The sequence below is a fragment of the Streptomyces sp. NBC_00322 genome (genome assembly GCF_036147535.1).
In the GTDB taxonomy this organism is placed as follows: domain Bacteria; phylum Actinomycetota; class Actinomycetes; order Streptomycetales; family Streptomycetaceae; genus Streptomyces.
Map to the genome: position 1 here is coordinate 484955 of NZ_CP108019.1, position 21868 is coordinate 506822.

Below are 21868 nucleotides of genomic sequence, written 5' to 3' on the forward strand. Positions count from 1 at the left end.
AATGGTCCGATCGGGTTGAACGGGTTCATTCGCGTCACGGCCAAGCCGAGCCCGTGCCATGCTCCGCTCGCGCATTCGGACGATGCGCCTTGCTGATCTGGGAGGGATCATGGCACGAGTTGGTTTCCGGGGCGTTCTCATGACGTCCGCGATGGTCGCCGCGTCACTGCTCGCGTCGACGGTGGTGGCGCCTGCTGCCAATGCGGCCGGCAAGCGGTGGGGGCCGATCTACGCCAAGAGCGGCCAAACGGCCATCGGCTCCGCAGATGGAGACTTCGCCAACAACGGGGGTGTCTACGCGACAGTCGGCGCCAATTGGCGTGACCTGCGCAACGATGGTATGCCCACGTTCGTAAGGGTGGAGTTCTTCTTCCTCGTAGAGGGCAAGTGGGAAAGCGCGGGCAGCAGCGAGTCCGCCCGAACCCACACTCACGCCAACGGGCCCCTGTCCCGCAGGCTGAGGCATGAAGCGACCGCAGCACGCGCCGCGATTCACGTGTGCGTCGACCGCAATGCCCTCCCAGACTTCTGCTCGCGCGACGCGATCGTATCGTTCAACTACTGACCCGACTTCCGCCTGACCGTGCGCACCCGATTAGCACATCGCCGACCGGGTGCGCACCCACCTGGCGCGCTTTCCACGAACCCCACTGGCGCCCCCGGCCAGTACGCCAACCGACCAAGATCAATCTCTACGGGTATTTCCTGTGCCTCAACTACTCCGGCGTCCGGTGGAACCGTGGTTGGCGCTGAGATTGATCTTGATGCCGGTCCGACTGCTGCCGTTCTCCGGGCTGCCCGGGCTAGCGCCGGCTGCCACGCGATAATCTGAGAATGCGGTCGGGGCACCCGCCGCGAAGCTGAGAGCCCGTATCAACACGTAGACAGGTAGACAGGTAGACAGCCTCAAGTTCGGACAGCTCTGGGCAGTCGGACCTCCGTCCTCTCTCAGCTCGCGTGCAGGATCCGAAAGCGATCGGGTTCCGCCGGATCTCGATCAACGACTTGGATTGGCGTCCAAGCCCATTGCCAAACGCTGATGCCTGGCGCTCGGGAGAACTGGATCTGCCCGCGGGTGCCTTCGACTGCAACGCGCGGCCAGGATTCGGCAGTGCGCGCCCGGTCCGCGCCGTGAGAACGCAGCACATCGGCGAGGACGGCGACCGTGTCGTAGCCCTCGAAGGCGACGAAGGAGGGCGCTTCGGCCAGCCGCTCGCGGAGGGCTGTCTCGACTCGTGCACCGAGTGGGCTGAGGCGCTCGGGCAGGTAGCGCAAGAACGGGATCGCGGCGCTGTCGTCGCCCAGCAAAGTCGCCCATTCGGCGAACTCCGGTTGCCCGGCCGGAGCACCAATCATGATCTCGGCGAGGCGCTGGTCGCGGCGGACAGACTTGACAACCGACACGGCCGGCTCCGGGTGGCCGACCAGAAGAAGGAGGGCTGTCGCGCGATCGTCGACGAGTTCGTCGCACACGGCCGTGGGGGCGAGCGCGCGCATGTCGAGTTCGATGACAGTGCCGCCGCGTGGAGCGAGGTAGTCCCGCAGAATGCGGGTCCCAGATGCCCAGTAGACACTCGACTCGACTGCTACGGCGATTCGACTGTGGCCCGCGCTGAGCAGGAAGTCCGCGTAGATCTGCCAGCCGTGGGACTGCGCCGGGGCGAGGCGCGCGACCCATTCCGTTGGCTGTTCTGTGAGCGCGTCGAGAACCGCTGACGAGCAGAGGAACGGCAGGCCGAGGGCGTCGGCCCTGGCGGCAGCGGCGCGAGCGACGACGCTGTGATACTCCCCCGCCAAGGCAGCCACGCCCAGGCGAGCCAATTCATCTACGGCCGCCGCGGCTCTCTGCGGATCAGCCGCGGTGTCTCGGACCACCAGCTCGAGTGGTCTTCCGACGATCCCGCCGGCGTCATTGACTTCGCGAACGGCCAGCTCGAGTCCAGCGAGCAAGTGTTGGCCTGCCTCGACCCAGCCAGGCCGAGTCAGCGGAACGAGAGCGCCGATCTGGACGGATGATCCGTCAGTCCGCCCCGCTCCAGGTGGCGATGGTGGCGTATTCATGCGTTGGCGTCTCCCGTGTGACGATTCGGTGGCAGTTTGCCGGATCGCAGAGTGGCAAGGCCTGGTAGTACGCGTTCATCCCATCTCGCTGTGGCGGGCGCCCTGGATGACCATGCCGGATATTGCATACACCGCCATCGCCAACAGGCAACCGAGTACTTGTTCGCTGAGCTGCCAGGCTTCAAGAAACCTTCCATTGATCCCGAGGCCGTATTCCAGCCTTAGGGAACGGCGAGACCGAGCCGGTAGTGGCTGGGTCCCGCCGTTCGCTTCTGGCCCGCTGCAGTGACGGATCAGCGCCGGCACCTGAACGCTGAGCCTGGAGCGCAGCAGCGAAAGCTTCGTCTACTGCCCTGTGTGAGCCTTCTTCCGTTTGCGACGCTTGTGGTTCTGTTCCGAAATCAGCATCCTCGAGCGGTGCTCCTCCGAGGCTCGGGATCAGCCGGAGGATGGCTGCCCGGAGGCTGCCGCTGTGCAGGTCAGCAGGCGCAGGGCGGGGGCCGAGACGACTTGGGGGTAGGGGACGTCGGGGAGTTGGACATGGATGAAGCCTCCCTCGATCGCGAAGCGGATGTCGTCAGCGCGGTCGATACGGCGGCCATCGGCGCCGGTGAGGGTGTAGCCGGCCATGAGCTCGATGGAGCCCGTGCGCCAGTTGGGGGTCACGCGGCGACCTCCGGGAAGTCCAGATCGGGCTGGGCCAGGTGGTTGAAGTAGTTCGAGAGTGTGTTGAGCGCGACGTGGGCGACGATCTCGGCCAGCTCGGCGTCGGTCACCCCGGCCTCTCGGGCAGCGGCCAGCACCCTGTCCTCGACCCGCCCTGAAGTGCGGATGATCTCGCGAGCCAGATGTAGCACCGCGTCGGCGTGCGGGTCGCCGTCGTCGGACGCCTCGCGGGTACGAGCCAGCTCGGCGTCGGTCAGACCAAGCTTCCGTCCTCGCATGGTGTGGGCGCTGACGCAGTAGGTGCAGTGGTTCTCCTGGGCCACCAGAAGCGCCAGCTGTTCACGGAGCCGGGCGCGCAGGGCACCGCGGGTGAGGTGGTCACGCATGGCCAGGTAACCGGCGAGCGCGGCCGGGCCGTTGGCAAGCGCCGCATAGAGGTTGGGCACGCGGCCGAGCTGCTGATGGGTCTTGTCGAGTAGTCCTGCGGGGTCTTCGGTGAGCTGCGGGATACGTGGCATGGTCGACTCCAGATGGTACTGATCGGTTCCGTCTTCCGGGACGGTACCGATCGGTTCCATTTGCGTCAAGATCGGGATAAGCTGCAGACATGGCCACCAAAGCCCGCGAACGCCTCCTCGACACTGCCGAGGAACTCTTCTACGCCGAAGGCATCCGAGCCGTCGGCGTGGAGCGCATCCTGGCCGAGTCCGGAGTCGGCCGCGCGTCCTTCTACCGCCACTTCGCCAGCAAGGACGACCTGGTCGTGGCCGTACTCCAACGACGTGACCAAGCCTGGCGCACCTGGCTGGCGGACAGAGTCGCCGCGCTCGGCGGAGAACCCCTGGATGTGTTCCACGCGCTGGCCGAGCGGTTCGCACGCGCCGACTTCCGCGGCTGCGCCTTCATCAACACCATGGCCGAGACCGCCGACACTCAAAGCTGCGCCTACCGGGTCGCGGCGGAGCACAAGGAGCGCGTCACGACGTACGTCGCGGGCCTGCTCACCGAGACGGGCCATGCGGCAACCGACGAACTCGCACGGCGGTTCGTGCTGCTGATGGACGGGGCCATCGTCACCGCACTGCGCGAACGCACGCCCGCTGCAGCGAACGAGGCGCGCACCGTGGCGGCCGCCCTGCTCACCAGCGACAAACACCAAGCACACACCGCCCAAGACCCAGCGCCTTAAGGCTGAACAGGCGCGACGCCACTACTGCTCGCCGCGCCGGGCCTGGCGGATGCTGTTGTCCTCCAGGGCTTGCATCAGGTCGACGGCGGGCTGGGGCTCGGGAAGCTCCGCCGAGCCTTCGAGCTTCGCCGTCACTACCTGTTCGAGCGCCGCTCCGTACTCGTCATGCAGTTCCGTGATGTCCACCCCGGCCGGCTGCCCGACCGCACCTCAGCGAGCTCCAGCTCCCGCTCGGACACCGGGGCGCTCGGAGCCATGTCAATGGGCTTACGCAGCTCCTGGGCCACCGCAGGGCATGGACCACCAGGACGCCGCGGCGTGGGCGCAGCACGGCCAGGTGCTCGCGGGTGCGGACGACGAACTTGGCGATGCCGACGCGGCCGGTGCGGGCGAGAGCTTCGACCAAGAGGGCGTAGGGGCGCTGGGCGACCGGTCCGTCCGTGCAGACGAAGTAACCCCGGTCGTACAGCAACGCAGCGGTTAATCCATCAGCAGCGTTCCATGCCCCATCTGATCCGGCCCCCGAGTTCACCCGGCGTCGCCAGGTAGCCCGCTTATACAGTGGCAGCCGAAAGGCCTGGCCCCGCGGGATCTCCCCGGCGACCGGCCGCCCAGGCGTCGGCGCTGTCGCACGTGGCCGGTATCGAGGTACGTGCGCACCTCAGGACTCTGCTCGGTCTTCGTCCGCCTGGGCGACGTCCGCGCCTAGGGTGTACGCCTGTGTCCTGTAGGCGCGGGTGGCCGGCACGGTGGCATGCTCCGCGATGATCGTCTTCGCGTCCTCCGGCAGCACAGGCGGGGCGATTCCGTCCTCCGCCGCGCCTGGGACGAGCGCCTCGGCCACTTGCGCTGGGGTCGGCCGGTCGGCTGGGTTGACGCTGAGACAGGCGCGTACCACGTCCTCCAGTTCGTCCGGCAGGCCGGTCAGGTCGGGTGTGCCCTCGCAGATGGTGACCATCATTGCCGGAGCGTCGCTCCCCCAGGGAATGCGGCCCAGCGCAAGGCGGGCGAGCAGGGTCCCGAGGGAGAACACGTCGCTGGCGGGTGTGAAGTGCTCGTGCTCTCGCAGTTGTTCGGGCGAGGCGTAGGCGTATGTCCCCGCGAACCCGCGGCGGGGTTCCGTCAGCCGTTCAATCTGTGCGATGCCGAAGTCGATGACTCGCGGGCCGTCCTCGGTCAGCAACACGTTGGCCGGTTTCAGGTCGAGATGGACGATGCCCTGCGCGTGGATGGCGGTCAGGGCCGTGGCGACGCCGGCCCCCAGGCTGCGGACCGTCGCGGTGTCCAGCACGCCGCAGCGTTTGACCAGCTCCTGCAACGACGGTGCCGCGACGTAGGGTACGGCCATCCACGGCGTGTCACTGTCCCCGTCGGCGGCGATGACCGGGACTGTGAAGCGTCCGCTCACCCGCTGGGCCGCCTGCACCTCGTGGGCGAAGGCCTGCCGGATCGACGGGTCGGCCGCGTACTGCGCATGCAGGGTCTTGACGGCCACCATGACGCCGGCTGTGTCCTGGCAGAGGTAGACGCGCCCGAAGCCGCCCTCTCCCACACGTTCCAGCACCTGGTACGGGCCGAAGGCCGAGGGGTCGTCCGCCGCGCGGGCAGGCCGAGCCCGCTTCAGCTCCCGCCATCCACCGAGGGCCTCGGCCTGCGGGTTGAACACGCTGCGCTCGCTCGAGGGGCGCAGCGTGGCGGGCTTCACCTCTGCACGATGGTCGTCCACCACCACGATCGGCACCCCTACCGGGTCGTCCCCGTGGAACGCGTACGCCTGCACCTGCACGTTGCCGGGGCTCGGGCAGGACACGTAGACGCCGAGCAGCCCGAGTTGTCCGCACAGGGCGCCTTCCGCAGGCGTCGGACGGCGGTCCGCGCGGGCGAAATAGAGGGCACGGGCCTCGTAGCCCTGGTCCGCCAGGTGCTGGATGATCCCGGACCATTCCTCCGAGGTGACCTCCTGCGGTCCTGGACCGCCCACTCGAGTGCGGATGGTGAGGCTGCGGGTCACCATCCGGGCACTCGTTTCGCGGGCGAGGATGCCGAATGCCGTGTCGGGCGCGGCATCCACCTCGCGAGCGAGCAGGGTCCCCGCACCCTGTCCGATGTGGAGGTCCGTGCGCCGGGCCGCGCCGGCGAGCTCGTCCCGCTGCGCGCACAGCGTGTCGTACTCGGGTGTGCCCGACCCCTGGCCCTGCAATGTCATGCAGTCGAGCACCTTCTGGAAACAGGCGGCAGCCTCCGCGGGATTCTCCGACTTCACCGCGGCCTTGGCCTGCGAGACGCGCGCGCCCAGTACCTGGGCGCTGCCCGCGCCGTACAACTGCTCGCTCTGGTCGGCTATCTGTTCGTACATCCGGCTCGCCCGCTGGAAGTCGCCGGACTCCTCGACCTCCGCCGCCGCCATGATCAGGTTCTGCAGCCCGTGGGCTTGGTCGTGGCCGAAGGGCAGCCCTCCCGCGAGCTCGGCGTAGCGCTGACGGGCGATGCCGGTGAGCTGGTGCGCCGAGCCGAGTTCCTCTTCGGCGGTTCGCAGCATCTGGGTGTACGTGCGCAACGCGGCAGCCGTGTCACCGGCCTCCTGCTGCCAGTGGCCCATGTCGCACAGCATGCTGAGCGCCGTCTCTGTGCGGCCCTCCCGCTGGGCCCCGACGTGCATCTCCTCATAGCGCCGGGCGGCCTCCTGGCAGCGCCCGGCCCGGCCGTGCCAGTGGGCCAGTTGGTGGCGGGCCAGTTCGGTGTCCGGGTGACGCGGCCCTTGGCGTGACATCCGGTCACGCAACAATTGACCGAACAACTCCACAGCGCTCTCCGGCTCCCCAGACTCGCCTGTCCAGTGCGCCAGTTGATGCCGCAGTGCAAGGGTGGTGGTGTCGTCCGGCCCCAGTGCACTGTCCGCCTGAGCGACCAGGTCGCGATAACGCCTCACCGCTTCACCGGCTCTGCCCCCGCGTCCCGCCTGCTCGGCCGTGGCACTCTCGGTCTGCAGCCGGGCAAGCACCCCGGGACTCGGTGGCGATCCGGGCCCTTCGTCCGGCTGCGGTGTGCTCCTTCGCCGCTTGCCCATCCATCGCATGCAGGCACCCCCAAGGCCCTCAGAGCAAGCAGGTCCGCTCGCCCACCGCCGGTCCGTACCCGCCAAGTGAACCCGGATGCAAGCAAATCGGCACCCCTCCCGGAAACCTGCACCACGGACGAGCCCATCCTGTACCTGATCCGTTACTCGCCGGCCCGCATGTCAACGAGCGTCTGGCATCGACCATGACCCGTCCGCAGTGCCTGGTAGAGCGTCAGAAGTGTCCACATCTCCTGCTCGACGTCGGCCGGGTCGCCAGCGCGCAGGAGACGCCTGGCCAGGACCGTGTGGCGGAGTGCGTAGTACGCCACCAACCTCTGATCGCCTGACGAATCCGGCTCCGACCGCCCAAGGCGGGGCCTACCACCCCGATCTACCAGGGACGCTTTCTAACGGACAGCAAGGCCTACACCGCCGGGCTCACCGAGCTCCGCGAGGTACGCGAGGTACGCGAGGTACGCGAGGTACGCGATGAGATCAAGCCGCTCGAGCGGCAGTTGGCGAAGCTGCGCACCGAGCGCGACAAGAAGGTCATCGAGCTGGGCGCGTACGAGAAGGCAAAAGCGGACCGACTCGCGACGTCCGCAGGCCTCTCGGTGATCGACGTAGTCGCCCTGGTGCCTTCGCTGGGTCCCCAGGGGCCCGCCAGCGCGCCTGGGGAGCTGTCGCCGACCGATTCCGTCGCTGAAGATCGCACAGAGGCGCGGCCGTCCGCACAGGCGATCAAGGAACCGGCTGGTGCCCTGGCGCCCGACCTGCGTTCCCCCGCCACCGCCCGAGTCGGCGGCTGAGGTGGTCGAGCCGCAGGCGGGCGGGGACAACGACGAGCGCCAGGAGCTGCTGGCTGACGGCGACCTCACCGCCGAGGCGCCCGTCCCCTCCCCCGCGCCATCTGCCCCGGTTTTGGCGCCCGTTCCGGGCGGGACGCAGGAGCGGGAGCTGCCGTCGATCCCGGAGGGCGAGGCGGGCGACCGCTGGTTCCGGGGCGAGCCGAACCTCGCGTCCCGTTTGCTCACCGCACACCGACGACACCTCGGGACGCCCCGGCGCTCCCGGGTGCCGGGGCCGTTTCGCCAGGCGGTGCTTGTCCTGCGCTGGTTCCGCGAGCGTGGCTGTGTGCACTGCCTGGCCCGCGACGCGGGCATCTCCCAGGCCACCGGCCAGGGTCCCGTCCGCCGTCCCAAGGGCCAGTCCGAGCAGGCCCTGCACGCCGACGCGCGCGCAACGAACGCCCTGATCAGGAACGTCCGCACCCTGGGCGAACGCACCGCCGCCGAACTCAAACAACGCTGGCGCACCCTGCACCATGTCACCCTCAGCCCAAGCCGAATCGGCGACATCACCCGCGCCGCCCTCGTCCTCAACAGACACTGGAAGTGATCTTCACTGAGAAGACGTCACTGACTGGCCCGTTCTTCCTAGGGCTCGGCGGACGAACCGGCTAACGCGCCACGCGGTAGCGGAGGTAGACGATTCTCGAGCTGAAGGTGCGGGTCTCGACGAGTTCGAGATCCACCCGGCGCTCGCGTTGGGGAAAGAACGGGATGCCGCCGCCGACCAGCACCGGGTAGACCATGGCCCGGTACTCGTCGATCAGACCCAACGCGGCCGCCTCGGCGGCGAGGGTCGCGCCGCCGATCGCGATCTCGCCCTCCCCCGGCTCGGCTCGCAACCGCTCGATCTCCTCCGCCAGGCCGCCGGAGGCCAGGCGGGCATTGCCCTGCACCGCCGACAGCGTGGTGGAGAACACCACCTTTGGCAGCGGCTTCCAGAGCGCGGTCCACTCGCGCTCTGAGTCGTCGAGCGTTGGATCCTGGTCGGCGGTCTCCCAGTACAGCATCGTCTCGTACAGCCGTCGTCCCAACAGGTGGACGCCGACCTCTCGAATCTCGTCGATCCAGAAGCGAAAGACCTCCTCGTCGGGCGCCGTCCAGTCGAACTCGCCGTCCGGCCCGACGATGTAGCCGTCGAGTGAGACGCCCATCGAATAGGTCACGCTGCGCATCAGAAGTCCTCCTCCGTAACGGGTTCGACAGTACGACCGCCGGACGCCGCAGGACTCATCGCGACTCGCGGGATTTCCTGGGCCTAGTCACCTCACGAGATCATTTCGTTGAGAAAACCTCAGTGGCTCCGTGGCGTCCGGCCACGGAGCCTCCGCAAAAACCCGTTGGCGGACCACGGCGACCACTGCTACTTTTCCGGAGGCCGTGCGAGAGAACGAGGAGGTGATACCCGTGAACGTATCGACATGGGTGCTCTCCTCCGGGGTCACGGTCGGGCGATAGGTCGTCCGGGAGCGCCGTTCTGGAGCACTCCCGAAAGGCACGACCATGGCCCTTCACTTCACTTCCGAACAGCGCCTCGACGACGGCGTCCTCGAACGCGAATTCACCCTCGGCGAGATCCCCGGCACCCTGTGGACGCCTGGATCCGCCCCGGCTCCGCTGATCCTGATGGCCCACAACAACGGCCTGCCCAAAGGGGAATCCCGGCTGGTGGCCCGGGCCCGGCACTCCGCGGCGTACGGCTACGCGGTAGCCGCCATCGACGCCCCCGGGTGCGGCGACCGGCCCCGTACCGCCGCCGACGAGCAAGCCCGCGCCGACCTCCGCAGGGCGATGCAGGCCGGCGAGCCGGTCGACGAGATCTTCGAGTCCTTCATCGGCCCGCTGGTCGAAAAGGCTGTCCCGGAATGGCGGACCACCCTGGACGCCCTCCTTTCGCTGCCCGAGATCGGCGGCCAGGTCGGGTACTCGGGGTGGACCGCCGTCGGCATTCGGCTGGCGGTGGTCGAGCCGCGCATCGCGGCCGCCGGTTTCTTCGCCGGGGGTTACGTGCCCCGCGCCCAGCGTGAGGAGGCCCGGCAGGTCACCATTCCGCTGCTGTTCCTGCTGCAGTGGGACGACGAAGGGAACCCCCGGCAACGGGCCCTGGACCTGTTCGACACCTTCGGCACCAAGGAGAAGACGCTGCACGCCAATATGGGCGGGCACGTCGGCACCCCGTGGTTCGAGGTGGAGGACGGGGGCCGGTTCTTCAGCCGGCACCTGAAGTGAGGCCGGGCCCTCTGGCCAGCAGCAGACGATAAGCGGCATCGGCCATGATGCCGTCATCGAGGACAGGCCCCGGCCCTCCTCGATGACGGTGTCGGCTACTGGATCTGGCGCGACATCCCGGGCCACCACCTCAGGCGGGCCCCACGAAGGGCACCAACCCCTCGGCGGGCCGAGCCGCACCGACCGCGGGCAGAGCGGCTCTGCCTCCAAGGAGCGCACGACGCATCTCCTCCACCAACACCACCTCCAGGAAGACGGCCCCCAAGGGACCCCGAGATGGTGCAGTCAACAGGACACGGCGTGGCGGTCCGCCATTGCCGCCTAACGTTGCGTCATGACCTCAGTGCCCGACCTCAAACGACGGGCTCGTCACTCATAAGAACTCTCCAGGCTCGTGCGCAGCTGGGGACTTGGCGGGCTCGCTTGCCGGATGGTGCTGACCCGCTGCCGAGGCGTGTGGCGTCTTCGCGGCGTGGTCTCTCAGCGGGCGCTGCCGATGTTGCGGTCGGCGTCGGAGCCCTTGAGCATGAGGGTGGTTTCTTCGATGCGGTTGAAGCGGCCGTCGGGGGCGAGGTCGGCGAAGACGTAGACCTCCATGGTGACGGTGGTGCCGTCGGTCTTGGTGATGTGGCAGGTGTGCCGGTCGGCGTACTTGTCGCCGTCGTACAGCTCTTCGTGGACCTCGACCGTGCCGCCGGCGACGATGCCGCGGAGGTGGTTGATGTGGTCGAGGAACTCGGTGCGGTCGGCCCACTCGCCGTCCGTGCGCTGCCGGTAGTCGGGGGTGAAGTAGCGGTCGGCGGCTTCCTCCAGGGTGATGTCGTGGTTGAAGAGCAGGTCGTTGAGGGCGGCTTCGATACCGGTGCGGTTCATCTGGATTCCCTGGGAGTGTGAGGCGGTCCGGGAGGGCCGGTCGGGTGGGGCTGTGATCGGGGCTTGCCGGTGATGTCCGGCGTCTTCAGGGGGTGGTGGTGAGGGTGTCGTCGAGCCAGTCGTAGATCCGTGCCAGGGACAGGCGCATGGCGCCGGGGTGACAGTGGGCGCCGGCGCCTTCCTCGGCGGTGAACACCATGAGGGTCTTGGGGCAGGTCAGGTCGTTGTAGAGCTGCTCGGGCTGGCCCTTGAAGAACTCGTCCTCGGCGGCGTCGCAGACGAGGGTGGGGCACTGGATCTGTTCGGCGATGCCGTCTTGGAGGGTGTAGTCGAGGTAGGAGGCGCTGAAGGCCCGGGGGGTGTCCACGCCCATGACGTACATGCCGTGGTTGATCGCCCAGCGGGCGGTGGCGTCCTGAGTCAGGATCTGCTCGAAGCGGGCGTCGAGTTCGGGGGCGGAGTCCGCGCGCAGGAGCCGCTCGGCCTCGTCGCGGTCACCGGGGATGTTGCGGACGGATATCTGGCCGAGGTCGTAGACGCCGTCGACAGCTATCAGTGCGGCCAGGCGGTGTTCGAAGGCCGCCGCCCTGGGGGCGAGCACGCCACCCATGCTGGAACCGAGCAGCGCGATACGGCTGTTGTCGACCTCGGGGAGGGCTTCGGCGAAGTCGACGACGGGGGTGATGACGTTCTCCCAGTCGGGGCGGAAGACCAGCCCCTCGCGGTGGCGTGGTCCGGGCTGTCCGGGGCCGTCGAAGGTCAGCACGGTGTAGCCGCGCTCCACGGCCGCCAGCGCGCCGCTGAAGTGGAGTTCCTCGGCGGTGCCGTCGAAGCCGCTGTGCATGATCAGGGTCGGCCGGGGTGCGCCGGTGGTGTCGGCCCGGTAGAGGTAGCCGGGCAGCGTGGTGTCCTCGTACGGGATGCGGACCGGTTCGATGCGCGGGGTGTAGAGCGCCGCCGCTGCCTGGAAGCAGGCCACGCTCCGGTCGTAGGCGTGGTCGTGGCGCGGGTCGCAGGGGTGACCGTGCAGGAAGAACTCGGCCGACCGGTAGTAGTTCGAGGCCCGCAGGAACCCGTCCCGGGCGCTGACCGTGTGACCGGCGTCCAGAGCCTTCTGAGCCTCGTCGGCCACCCGGTCGGCCGTCGCGAGCCACTCCTCGTGCCAGCTGTCGTAGTCACCCTCGACGATGCGCTCGCTCGTGGAGACGACCTCGCCGAAATCGGCGCCGCCGTAGGCGATGTGGCTCATCGAGCGCAGGGTCTCGTACCAGAACTGGGGGTTGTTGGGGAACAGCAGCTGCTTCATCACACTCTCCTTAAGCACAGATTTGTGCGTACGACGGACTGTAGACCCTGCAGGCACTGCGAAGCAAATATTTGTGCTTACGATGTGGGGGTGACCTCGAAACAGCCGACTCCACGCATCCGTAAGAGCTCCGAGCAGGTCCGCTCGGCCGTCCATCAGGCGGTCATCGACTTGTTGTCCGACCCCGGGGGCGCGGACCTGACCATTCCCGCGATCGCGCAGCGCGCCGGGGTGAACCACACCAGCATCTACCGGCGCTGGGGCAGCCGTGAGGCGCTCCTGGCCGACGTGGTCGTCACCCGGCTCGAACGCGACTGGCCGCTGGCGGACACCGGCACCCTGCGCGGCGACCTCATCGCATGGGCGGAAGCGGGGGTTGCGAGCATCCGTAAGCCCGAAGGCCGGCTCCTCGTGCGGGCCGTCGCCCTGTCGATGCCAGGCAGCGCCCAGGCGCAGGGGGAGCGCGCGCAACACTTCGAACGCCGGATCCACGCCATCGAACGCATCCGTGAGCGGGCCGCGGCCCGCGGTGAGAACCCCCCGCCCCTCGAACAGATCCTCGACCAGCTCATCGCACCGCTCTACCTACGAGCGATCTTCGGCATCGAACCACCGGCCACCGGCTACCCGGAACTCCTCGTGGACAGACTGCTCGGCAACGCGGGCGGGTCGGGAACGGCCTGAGCGAGCGCACCTGAACCCCTGGCCCCCAGGCGCTCATGCCAGAGAGTCGCGTCGACGGCGACCGGCGCGCCGGCTTCTCGATCGTCGTCAGCACCGGCGCCGGCCTCTTGGCCACCTGGCGGACCCGACGATGACCCCGGGCGCGGCGCCCGGTGGAGAGACGCCGTCACCGAAGGCGTCGGGGTGTGCTGAGGCGTCCGCCCCAACGGCCTGCCGTCTCCTTCCCCGACGCTGAGTCCGTTGGGGCCAACGGGTCCAACCGGAAGCGACCTACCCGGTCAGCGCCGCATGCGCCAGGTGCCGTACAGCCCGGCGACTGCCCCGATGATCACGGAGAAGCCGGCGTTCCCGACCGCGCGGTACACCCCGGCGCACACGGCCAGCAGGGCCACCAGGACCACCACGTCAAGTACTTGGTGCCGCGGCGGCAGCACTGGCTCCCGGGAGGCGGAGGGCAGTTCGGGCTCGGGAACGGGAGAGGTTGTGTCGATGTCAGCCATGCCTCCAGCAGACCGCCGCACACCCCCGGGCACCTAGTGATCCGTACGGCCCCGCATAGACCCGGACGCCACAGGTCACAGGCCTGTGCGAACCGGCGCAACACTGAACGGCCCAAGGCGTTCAGGAACGTTCGGCCCAATCCGCGGACGTTCAGACACGAGACCTACTAACGTGGCATTTCGCAACAGGGAGTGTGATCCGGTGACATACAGCAATTCCCAGGTAGAGCCGGACGACGCTGCCGCCATCGCCGCGTACGAGGAAGCATGGCGTGAGTTCACCATTGAGCTGAACCGACTCCACATCGCGTACGGCGCGCCGTCCTACGCCACCCTCGTCAAGGCATCCGGCCGGCCGAGGCTGACCAAAGCCGGGCTCAACGAGATCCTGTCCGGCAAGCGATTCCCCTCCCTGGAGGCGCTCCTGGAATTCGTCCGGGTGGTCAGCAACCCGCAGCCTCCCCCATCGGACAACCCAGCCACCTCCCGGGCCCGCCCGGAGCTCGTGGAGCAATGGCGCAGCCGGTGGCAGCACGTGAAGTTCCTGCAGCGGCAGGCCCACGCCCCGTGGACGCGCGTGCGCGCCACCGTGCAGGACATGCTCGACCAGGCCCTGCGGGAAGCCGAGGACATCCGCGCAACTGCGCACGAGGATGCCGTCCTTATTCGTGCCGGCGCGGAGGTTGATGCGGAGCGCTGGCGCACCCAGGCTCAGCATGATGCCGACGAGCTGCTGCAGCGGGCGCAGGCGGAGGCCGAGCGGCTGCACTTACGGCCACTGCAGGACGCCGAGGAACTGCCCGTCCCTGCGCGCGCTGACTCTGACAGGACGTCGTTGTGGTGGGGCGCGGGTGCCTTACCTCCTCGCCAAGCGTGGCGCCCTCTGTTTACGGTGGCCGGAGTGGGAGTGGCGGGGATGGGGCTGGCCATCACGCTGGCTGCGGACTCCCTCACCGGGCAGCTCCCCAACTCCTGCCGGCCCACCCGCGTCCTCACAGCCGCGCCGCTCCCCCCTCAGGCCACTCTCCAGCCCGGCGTGACCACGGCACAGGCGGCAGCCGCCCACGAACCACAGATGATCATTCCCGGCCCGTCTTGGTCGGGCTGGCCCTCCCCCATCTGGACGCCGCCGACCTCAGCCACACCCTCCGAGGATCCCTCCCCCACCACCAGTAGTTCCCCAACACCCAGCGCCTCCCCGAAGCCCACTGCCTCCCCGACCCACGCCCCGGCCGGCGCATGCGCCCGTACCGCTCCGTCCGCAAGCCCGACGCGATCGCCCAGTCCATCCGCCTCGTGAGATCCCTGGCCGGATCGTGCGGGCGCGATGCCGGCCACGTCACCCGCAGACGACTGCGGGCATGCCTCACACACCAAATGTGCTCAGTCGGGCGGCAGTTGTGCCGCACCTATCCGGAGTCGCCAAGGCAGGTAACGACCGTCGTACGGCGCTGTGGCTCCGCGGGTCCGCGATGCTGCGCGAAGGGGTAGTCCTGTTGCCACACTCACCGCGGCGGTAAGGCGGTTGCTGGGCCGCGTGCACCCCCGCGCGCGATCGGACAGACCCGGGGAGGGTCAGTTGCGGTTTCGCTGACGCGGAAGGCGATCAGGCGTGCATGTGGCGCAGGGCTGTCATGGCGCTGTCGACGACGTTGTCATCGGAGAGGTGGTCGAGTGCGCGTGCGTGGTCGCCGCCGTTCAGGCCGAGTAGGACGGGCTTTCCGAAGACTTTGTATCCGTTGACCCACCAGGGCCACTGGCCCGGGTTTTCGGGGTCGTACCACTCGATGACGTCGACCTCAGGGTCCCAGAAGACCGTGGGGAACTCGAGCCACAGCTTTTCCAGCACTCCGGCTCCGAGCGCAGTGATGGCTTCTTGTTTGGCGTCGGGCAGGGCGGGCTCGAAGTGGATGGCCCCGGCCTTGAGGACACCGATGGGAACGGTCACCACCGCGTGATCGGCCTCGATGGTCTCGCCGCCTGCCAGCGTCACCGACACCTCAACGGTGTCGTAACGCACGCCGGTGACGACCTCCTCTGTGCGTACCGGGAGCCCGTCGCGGACCGTGTTTATCAGCCGGTTGTAGCCGCCTGGTAGGAGCAGGTCGGGGCCTTTGGGGTCGCGTCCTTCGAGGGTAGCGGTCACCGAGAGCTGGTGGGGCTCGGCGGCGTACTCACAGGCGTAGTTGATGGTCAGGGCGGTCCGCAGCGCGGCGGAGGGCTTTCGCGGCATCACCGAAGCGACGGTGGCGGTGTCGGGGTCTTCGACGTCGTCCAACCGCTTCTCGTAGTCGGCGAGTTGTTCCGCCGCGTCCTCGTCGCCGCCTGTGGAGTTGTCGTAGTCGAACGTGTAGCTGGCGTCGCCGGTTTCCTTGAGAACCTTGGTCATTGGGTTGCCTTTGGAGCCGTGGATCCAAGAGGCGCCCATCTCGGCCGGCACACCCGCCAGATGTCGCGTCCAGATGCGGCCGCCGACCCGGTCGCGACCTTCGAGAATCGTCACCTCGAAGCCCTCGTCGGCCAGTGCGCGTGCGCAGCCCAGCCCCGCGAACCCGGCCCCGATGATCAGGATGTGCTCGCCGGCTTCAGCAATGTCGATGATCTCCGAGGCTGCCCGGCGCCCGCTCTCCAGGGCTCCGTGCGCAGTGGAGGGCGCTTCGGAGGAGGTGGCCTCACCGGCGAAGTGCAACCGGCCGGCGACCGGCGCGGCGAGCAGGGTACGTGCCCGGCTCCCCAGAGAACTGGGCGCAAGATAGGAGTAGGAGCAGCGGGCGAACGGGTCGGTCGACCACGACGTTCGCAGGAACGCCACCGGATCCTTCACGCGTCCGGCACCGCTCCCCGCGGGCGAGCCGGATGCTCGCTCCTTGTTTCCGATGCATGATGCCAGTGTTCCGGTTGCGACCAGCGCGAGCGCCGAGCCGAGAAATTGGCGGCGCCGCACTTCGTCGAAGCGGTTCACGGATACGAGTCCTTTCAAGACGAGCTGGTCGGAAGCCTTTGATCAGCCCCGACAGAGTATCGATCGTGCCGAACAACGACGGGCTCGCGCTGTGGCGGGAAGTTGGGTGTGGCGAGTGGAAGGCCACCGCCGCCGAGATCGGGAAGGACCTGCACCGCCGCCCAGCGAGCGTTCCAGGTGTTGACCGCCGCGGCGCCCCACAGCCTCGCCGATCTCGTCGTCAGCGACCGACCCCAGCGGCCGACTCTCCCCGAGGCGTTCGGCCGGCTCGCCGAAAGTAGCCGGCATGTTCGCGACGGTGGAGAAAAAGGTCGCGCCCCGCCATCTCGTTGCCCACCCTCTCCCAGGTCAGACCACGGCCCCGGCTCGCGGAAGGTGGCGCCGGTGGCTCATCGGCCGCTTGCTGACGCGGTCGGCTAATGCGCGTCGACGGCCCTGCACACCGCCTACCCGTGGCTGCAGGACGGCACGTATCCGGCCGGCCCCGCGAGGCGATCAGCGCCGCGCCTCGCCGCGCAGGTGCAGCACACCGATGAGCGCGCCGCCCCGGCCGCCTGCCGTCCCGCAGAACGAACGTGAGAGCCGCGCCGAGCGGCGCGGTCGAGGGAAGGCCCCTGTGACGTGCCTCACCCGCACCAACCAGTCGCGCGCACGAACTGCCTGATCAGCGCCGCCAACCCGCAGTCGACGGCTGCCCGTTGGCCGAATTCGTCAACAAGCTGTCATTGCGGCCAGTTCGATGTCAGATACAGGCTGTGACCGTGTTGCAGCGACGCGTTGTGGTGGTTGTGTACTCCGGTGCGCAGGCCCTGGACATCACCGGCCCTATAGAAGTGTTCGATACCGTCAACCGGCTCCTCCCCAAATCGGGTGCCCGCTACCGGATCGAGTTTGTCTCCATCGATGCGCCGCTGGTGCGCACCAGTTCGGGAGTGATGATTGAAGCCGCGCCGCTGGAGGCGGGGCGTGGTCCTATCGACACGCTCCTCGTCCCGGGGGGATGGAGCCTGGGGGACGCGCTGAAGAACCGGGCGCTGGTCTCATGGATCGGGCAGGCAGCCACCCGGTCGCGGCGAGTCACATCCGTATGTGGCGGATCGTTCCTGCTGGCCGAGGCCGGCCTGCTCGACGGGCGGCGAGCCACCACCCATTGGGCGTACTGCGAGGAGATGGCCTGCCGCTACCCGGACGTGACGGTGGATCCGGAGCCGATCTTCGTCTGGGACGGCCGGTTCGTCACCTCGGCGGGAGTGTCGACCGGGATCGACATGGCCCTCGCTCTGGTGGAGGCCGACCACGGCGCGGCGCTCGCGCTGGAGGCAGCACGGTTTCTGGTGCTGTTCCTCAAACGGCACGGAGGACAGGCTCAGTTCAGTGCCGTCCTGGACGCCCAGTTGGCCGACCACGCGCCGATCCGGGCCGCGCAGGAGTGGATCCTGGACAACCTCGAAGACCCGTTACCCGTGGCCGAGATCGCCCAGCGAGCCAATATGAGCCTGCGCAATTTCGCCCGGGTGTTCCGGCGCGAGGTAGGCACGCCCCCCGGCCAATACGTCGAGCGGACGCGTATCGCCCGCGCCCGCGAGCTGCTGGAGACCACCGATCTGACGACGAGCCAGGTGGCGCGCCGCTGCGGATTCGCGGCCCCGGAGACGTTCATCCGCTCCTTCGGACGAGCCCTGGGACTCACTCCGAACCAGTACCGGCACCGCTTTCAGGTCGTCTCGCCGTCCGGTCTTGTCGTCCAGCCCGACCAAGCGGACAGGAGCTCCGTATGACAGCCATGACGCGCGAGATGCCCCAGGAAGGCGGGGTGCGCCTTGTCGACTACCTGGCCGCCCAGCTGGTCAGGGCGGGCGTCACCCACATGTTCGGCGTCGGCGGAGCGAACATCGAGGACCTGTACGACGCCGTCCACCGCACCGGCACCATCCGCGGCGTCGTCGCCAAACACGAGTTCTCCGCAGTCACCATGGCCGACGGTTACGCCCGCGCCACGCGGCGCCTCGGCGTAGTCGCAGCCACCTCGGGCGGCGGTGCGATGAATCTCGTGCCCGGCCTGGCGGAGGCGTACGCCTCCCGGGTGCCGCTGCTGGCCCTCGTAGGACAGCCGCCCACCGCCCAGGAGGGCCGCGGGGCGTTCCAGGACTCCAGCGGCAAGGCAGGCTCGTTCGACGCCCAGGAGGTGTTCACGCCCGTCTCGAGGTTCTGCGCCCGGGCCGAAGACGCGGACTCGTTCGCGGAGTTGCTGCCCCAGGCGATCGCGGCCGCACAATCCGATCCCAAGGGGCCCGCCGTGCTGCTGCTGCCCAAGGACCTGCAGCAGGCACAGGTCACAGTGCCCGCGCCCGGCGTGACGTCGGCGCCGGTCGTGCCGCAGCAGACCACCTCGGCGGCGGGCATTGAAACCGACGCCCGGGACGCCGTGTCGGCCACGCTGCGCGGCGCGAGCCGTGTCCTCGTCATCGCCGGCGAGGGCGTGGCCGCCGCTGATGCGCGCGGGGAGCTGACGGAGCTGGCCCGGCGGCTCGGAGCCTGGGTGGCGGTCACCCCGGACGCCAAGGACGTGTTCGACAACCGGGATCCGCGGTTCGCAGGTGTAGCCGGGGTGATGGGGCACACCAACGTCGAAGACTGCCTGCGCAGGGCAGACTTGTGCATACTGGTCGGCACCCGGCTGCCGTTACTGGCACGCGGAGGGCTGGACCAGGCCCTGGCCACCACCCCCGTCGTCTGCATCGATCCCGAACCACCGTTCGTGGCCGGCATCGCGCTGGGCGGGAACCTGCGGGACACGCTGCGCGCAGTCGTCGACCGGCTCCCATCGCACCCGGTTCCCTGCCCGGAGCATGCAGGCCCCTTACCGACACCCCCGCCAACTCCCATTCCGCGGGCGGTTGGTGGAAGCCTCTCCTACGCCGAAGCGATCGCCGCGGTCGAGGCGGCACTCCCCCAGGACGCCCACGTCTTCGTGGACGCCGGCAACGCAGGGGCCAGCGCGGTCCATCTGCTTCCCGCACCGCGCCACGGCCGCTTCGTCGTGGCGGTCGGCATGGGCGGCATGGGCTACACCTTCGGAGCCGGCATCGGCGCCGCGCTCGCCACGGGCCGACGCACCTACGTACTCGCCGGCGACGGAGCGTTCTTCATGCACGGAATGGAAGTGCACACCGCCGTGGAGTACGCCGCACCCGTGACCTTCGTGATCTTCAACAACAACGCCCACGCCATGTGCGCGCTGCGCGAAGAGCTCTTCCAGGGAGGCGTCCGCAGCGACGACCTGTTCGCCCCGACCCACATCGCCGCCGGAGTGGCCGCCGCCTTCCCGACCCTTGAGGTCACCTGGGCCGACGACGATGCGCGGCTGCGCCGGGCGCTGCTACGCAGCAACGCGAGCAGCGGTCCCGCGTTCATCGCGCTGGACTGCGACGCCCGGGAGATCCCGCCGTTCCTGCCCTTCCTGCCCGTCGCCGAAAGCACCGAACACGAGGAGAGTTCCGATGAACGCGGACCCGTCCACGTTGGCTGACATCCCCGGCCTGATGCGGATCGAGAACACCGACAAGGAGGAGATGACCGCCCACTGCATGGACCTCACCCACGCGGTCTATCCACACCACCAGGTCTACGGGCAGTACTGCACCGTCCAGGAGCACGTCGACTGCCCGCCGGAACAGGCCTATGAGTACCTGCGCCAGGGCCACCACCTGGAGGAGTGGACCTACAGCCTGCGGGGCTTCGCGCCCACGGCCACCCCGGGGCTGTGGGTCGGCCACGACCGGCTCGAGCGCGAAACCAGCATCTACTGCAAGGTGGTGGCCAACCCCGAGACCATGACCGTGGACTACCACTGCTCCTGGGACCAGGGCGAGAAGCTGTGGATGATTTACCTGATGCGGGTCATCCCTGCCCGGCTGGTGCTCGACCAGCCGGGGTCGGTGATCACCTGGACCAACTGCCACCACCCGTATTACGACGACAACCCGCACCCCGAGATGGCGCCCCGCCCGGACCGGCCGTGGGTCGGCGACTATTGGGATCTGTTCTACGCGGGCCACACCGTGGAGATGAACAACCTCAAGGCGATCCTCGAGCACCGCCACCGCGGCGGTCTGCCCGTCAGTGTGCCGCCTGTGACGGCGGTGCTCCGGTGAATACGGTCAGCCTCACCGATGTCGCAAGCTACCTTCCCGGCGAACCGGTCCCCGCCGAGTTCTACACCGAATACCCCGGAGCCGAGGACAAGCTACGCAATCATCCCATGTTCAAGATCCCGCCCTTACGGCACCACGTGGCCGCCGACGAGACCAACGCGGACATGATCGAGCGCGCGGTACAGCCCCTGATCGAGCGGCACGGCAGGGATGAGATCCGCAACGTGGATGTGCTGTTGGTGCACAGCCAGCTGCCGGACCTGCCGTTCGTGGGCGCGGGCACCGAAGTGGCCCGCCGGCTGGGCATGCACCCGGAGTGGCTTATCGACGTGGCCAACGCGGGCTGCGCGTCGTTCGTGTACATGCTCAAACTGGCCCGGCGACTGCTCACCACCACCGACGCGAGAACCGCCCTGATCTGCAACGCACAGAGCGCCGCTGGCCAGTGCTTCACCCAGTCCGAAGTGCGCAGGCTCGCCCAGGCCGCGATCCCCGGCGACGGCTGCGGAGTGGGATATGTGACCACCTCGGCCGGCGCCCCGGTGCTGGACGTGGAGACCCGGCACATCGGCGACTACGCCGGGGACATGACGGTGATGCTCGACGACGGCCGCAAGTACTGGGAGCCAGGCGAATCCCAGCTGCGTATCGGGTTCACCGAAGCAAGCATCGCCAAGGTCCTCGCACGCGGGAACCGCCTCGTGCCGGAGGTCGTCGCGGACCTGTGCGGGCGGATCGGGGTGGCCACCACCGAGATCGACGTCTTCATCACCAACCAGCCCAACCGAGCCTTCCTGCGGAACTGGCGCGAAGCGCTGCAACTGCCGCCCGAACGGCACCTGCACACGTTCGATCAATGCGGGAATCTCTTCGGAGCAGCGATCCCGATCACCCTGGACCGCGCCATCCACTCACAGCACGTCAAGGAAGGCGATCTGGTGGTACTGGGGGGATTCGCCCACGCTGGCGACTTCGCGGGTGCCGTCGCCATCCGCTGGCACAGCGGGCGGGAATGACCGGGACCTCCCTGTTCTGCACCGGCTGGCGTCCGGGCGGGTTAGTGCTTCGTGAGGATCGACGGCCACGCCGCACCAACCGGCTTATGACGGCCTTGGCCCGCCGACATTGCCGCGCTATCGCACCCCACCGCGGTCTCTGCCCCGCATGGCCGCGGAAGTGCCGGTCTCCCGCTTCACCCAGGTGACCTGGCGGGAGGGCCGCAAGGGCCCGAGCGGCGCCTGTCACACCTGCCACCGCGACATACCCACGGCGATACCCACCTGATCCAAGCCCTACCAGGGCTGGCCGGTCCGCCCCTCGGCACGTTGACAGGCATCT

22 protein-coding genes and 2 pseudogenes are annotated in these 21868 nt (G+C 68.6%); 12 read left to right on the forward strand and 12 right to left on the reverse strand.

Features of this window, described 5'->3' with window-relative positions; genetic code table 11:
* Positions 1–139: 139 nt before the first annotated feature.
* The gene (locus OG905_RS02155) at positions 140–565 is read left to right on the forward strand and encodes a hypothetical protein (protein ID WP_328665866.1); all 426 of its coding nucleotides are present in this window, start codon (positions 140–142) and stop codon (positions 563–565) included.
* 383 nt (positions 566–948) lie between these two features.
* Here the strand turns inward: OG905_RS02155 and OG905_RS02160 are convergent, their stop codons facing one another.
* The 3 genes from OG905_RS02160 to OG905_RS02170 all read right to left on the reverse strand — a co-directional run bounded on the left by OG905_RS02160 (position 949) and on the right by OG905_RS02170 (position 3245).
* Complete coding sequence (locus OG905_RS02160; protein WP_328665867.1) at positions 949–2061, reverse strand: ABC transporter substrate-binding protein; 1113 nt, start codon at positions 2059–2061, stop codon at positions 949–951.
* Between the two features lie 438 nt (positions 2062–2499).
* Positions 2500–2727, reverse strand: coding sequence for a hypothetical protein (locus tag OG905_RS02165; RefSeq protein ID WP_328665868.1), 228 nt, complete (start codon positions 2725–2727; stop codon positions 2500–2502).
* Positions 2724–3245: a carboxymuconolactone decarboxylase family protein gene (locus OG905_RS02170; RefSeq protein WP_328665869.1), complete on the reverse strand. Its 522-nt coding sequence runs from the start codon at positions 3243–3245 to the stop codon at positions 2724–2726. Before OG905_RS02170 ends, OG905_RS02165 begins: the two co-directional genes overlap by 4 nt.
* Positions 3246–3334: 89 nt before the next feature.
* Here OG905_RS02170 and OG905_RS02175 point away from each other — a divergent pair, with 89 nt between their 5' ends.
* Positions 3335–3916 carry a TetR/AcrR family transcriptional regulator gene (locus OG905_RS02175; RefSeq protein ID WP_328665870.1) on the forward strand — a complete coding sequence of 194 codons (582 nt, stop codon included), beginning with the start codon at positions 3335–3337 and terminating at the stop codon, positions 3914–3916.
* Positions 3917–3937: 21 nt separating this feature from the next.
* Here the strand turns inward: OG905_RS02175 and OG905_RS02180 are convergent, their stop codons facing one another.
* The 3 genes from OG905_RS02180 to OG905_RS02190 form a co-directional block, all read right to left on the reverse strand.
* The gene (locus OG905_RS02180) at positions 3938–4102 is read right to left on the reverse strand and encodes a hypothetical protein (RefSeq protein WP_328665871.1); all 165 of its coding nucleotides are present in this window, start codon (positions 4100–4102) and stop codon (positions 3938–3940) included.
* Complete coding sequence (locus tag OG905_RS39030) at positions 4080–4448, reverse strand: Ku protein (protein WP_443043883.1); 369 nt, start codon at positions 4446–4448, stop codon at positions 4080–4082. The genes OG905_RS02180 and OG905_RS39030 overlap by 23 nt, the downstream gene beginning before the upstream one ends.
* Before the next feature lie 129 nt (positions 4449–4577).
* Positions 4578–6845 carry a protein kinase domain-containing protein gene (locus OG905_RS02190; RefSeq protein ID WP_328665873.1) on the reverse strand — a complete coding sequence of 756 codons (2268 nt, stop codon included), beginning with the start codon at positions 6843–6845 and terminating at the stop codon, positions 4578–4580.
* Between the two features lie 644 nt (positions 6846–7489).
* Here OG905_RS02190 and OG905_RS02195 point away from each other — a divergent pair.
* Together OG905_RS02195 and OG905_RS02200 are read left to right on the forward strand one after the other, a co-directional pair.
* A complete protein-coding gene (locus tag OG905_RS02195) occupies positions 7490–7783 on the forward strand; it encodes a hypothetical protein (protein ID WP_328665874.1) in 294 nt (97 codons plus the stop codon).
* Positions 7731–8372: a transposase family protein gene (locus OG905_RS02200; protein WP_443043884.1), complete on the forward strand. Its 642-nt coding sequence runs from the start codon at positions 7731–7733 to the stop codon at positions 8370–8372. Before OG905_RS02195 ends, OG905_RS02200 begins: the two co-directional genes overlap by 53 nt.
* Before the next feature lie 61 nt (positions 8373–8433).
* Here the strand turns inward: OG905_RS02200 and OG905_RS02205 are convergent, their stop codons facing one another.
* Positions 8434–8997 (reverse strand): dihydrofolate reductase family protein, encoded by a 564-nt coding sequence (locus OG905_RS02205; protein ID WP_328665875.1) that lies wholly within the window; start codon positions 8995–8997, stop codon positions 8434–8436.
* Positions 8998–9325: 328 nt separating this feature from the next.
* Between OG905_RS02205 and OG905_RS02210 the strand changes: the two genes are divergently transcribed.
* Positions 9326–10051 carry a dienelactone hydrolase family protein gene (locus OG905_RS02210; RefSeq protein WP_328665876.1) on the forward strand — a complete coding sequence of 242 codons (726 nt, stop codon included), beginning with the start codon at positions 9326–9328 and terminating at the stop codon, positions 10049–10051.
* Positions 10052–10531: 480 nt separating this feature from the next.
* On the opposite strand, the gene OG905_RS02215 is transcribed toward OG905_RS02210, so the two are convergent.
* Both OG905_RS02215 and OG905_RS02220 read right to left on the reverse strand, forming a co-directional pair.
* Positions 10532–10924, reverse strand: coding sequence for a nuclear transport factor 2 family protein (locus OG905_RS02215; RefSeq protein WP_328665877.1), 393 nt, complete (start codon positions 10922–10924; stop codon positions 10532–10534).
* An 85-nt stretch (positions 10925–11009) separates the two neighbouring features.
* Positions 11010–12230 carry an alpha/beta hydrolase family protein gene (locus OG905_RS02220; RefSeq protein ID WP_328665878.1) on the reverse strand — a complete coding sequence of 407 codons (1221 nt, stop codon included), beginning with the start codon at positions 12228–12230 and terminating at the stop codon, positions 11010–11012.
* Positions 12231–12320: 90 nt separating this feature from the next.
* Between OG905_RS02220 and OG905_RS02225 the strand changes: the two genes are divergently transcribed.
* On the forward strand, positions 12321–12914 hold the full coding sequence (locus tag OG905_RS02225) for a TetR/AcrR family transcriptional regulator (RefSeq protein WP_328665879.1): 594 nt from the start codon (positions 12321–12323) through the stop codon (positions 12912–12914).
* A gap of 278 nt (positions 12915–13192) precedes the next feature.
* Here the strand turns inward: OG905_RS02225 and OG905_RS02230 are convergent, their stop codons facing one another.
* Positions 13193–13414: a hypothetical protein gene (locus tag OG905_RS02230; protein ID WP_328665880.1), complete on the reverse strand. Its 222-nt coding sequence runs from the start codon at positions 13412–13414 to the stop codon at positions 13193–13195.
* A 202-nt stretch (positions 13415–13616) separates the two neighbouring features.
* Between OG905_RS02230 and OG905_RS02235 the strand changes: the two genes are divergently transcribed.
* Complete coding sequence (locus tag OG905_RS02235; RefSeq protein WP_328665881.1) at positions 13617–14714, forward strand: hypothetical protein; 1098 nt, start codon at positions 13617–13619, stop codon at positions 14712–14714.
* A 306-nt stretch (positions 14715–15020) separates the two neighbouring features.
* Here the strand turns inward: OG905_RS02235 and OG905_RS02240 are convergent, their stop codons facing one another.
* A complete protein-coding gene (locus OG905_RS02240; RefSeq protein ID WP_328665882.1) occupies positions 15021–16376 on the reverse strand; it encodes a flavin monoamine oxidase family protein in 1356 nt (451 codons plus the stop codon).
* Between the two features lie 152 nt (positions 16377–16528).
* A pseudogene (locus OG905_RS39035) lies at positions 16529–16649 on the reverse strand (site-specific integrase); the annotation flags it as partial.
* 488 nt (positions 16650–17137) lie between these two features.
* Here OG905_RS39035 and OG905_RS02245 point away from each other — a divergent pair.
* From OG905_RS02245 to OG905_RS39040, 5 genes and pseudogenes are all read left to right on the forward strand, one after another.
* Positions 17138–18154 (forward strand): GlxA family transcriptional regulator, encoded by a 1017-nt coding sequence (locus OG905_RS02245; protein ID WP_328665883.1) that lies wholly within the window; start codon positions 17138–17140, stop codon positions 18152–18154.
* The gene (locus OG905_RS02250) at positions 18151–19905 is read left to right on the forward strand and encodes a thiamine pyrophosphate-binding protein (protein ID WP_328665884.1); all 1755 of its coding nucleotides are present in this window, start codon (positions 18151–18153) and stop codon (positions 19903–19905) included. Before OG905_RS02245 ends, OG905_RS02250 begins: the two co-directional genes overlap by 4 nt.
* Positions 19877–20530, forward strand: a complete 654-nt coding sequence (locus OG905_RS02255; RefSeq protein WP_328665885.1) for an SRPBCC family protein — start codon at positions 19877–19879, stop codon at positions 20528–20530. The genes OG905_RS02250 and OG905_RS02255 overlap by 29 nt, the downstream gene beginning before the upstream one ends.
* Complete coding sequence (locus tag OG905_RS02260; RefSeq protein WP_328665886.1) at positions 20527–21546, forward strand: 3-oxoacyl-ACP synthase III family protein; 1020 nt, start codon at positions 20527–20529, stop codon at positions 21544–21546. Before OG905_RS02255 ends, OG905_RS02260 begins: the two co-directional genes overlap by 4 nt.
* A gap of 64 nt (positions 21547–21610) precedes the next feature.
* Positions 21611–21757 (forward strand): annotated as a pseudogene (locus tag OG905_RS39040) (IS701 family transposase); the annotation flags it as partial.
* Positions 21758–21868: the final 111 nt, after the last annotated feature.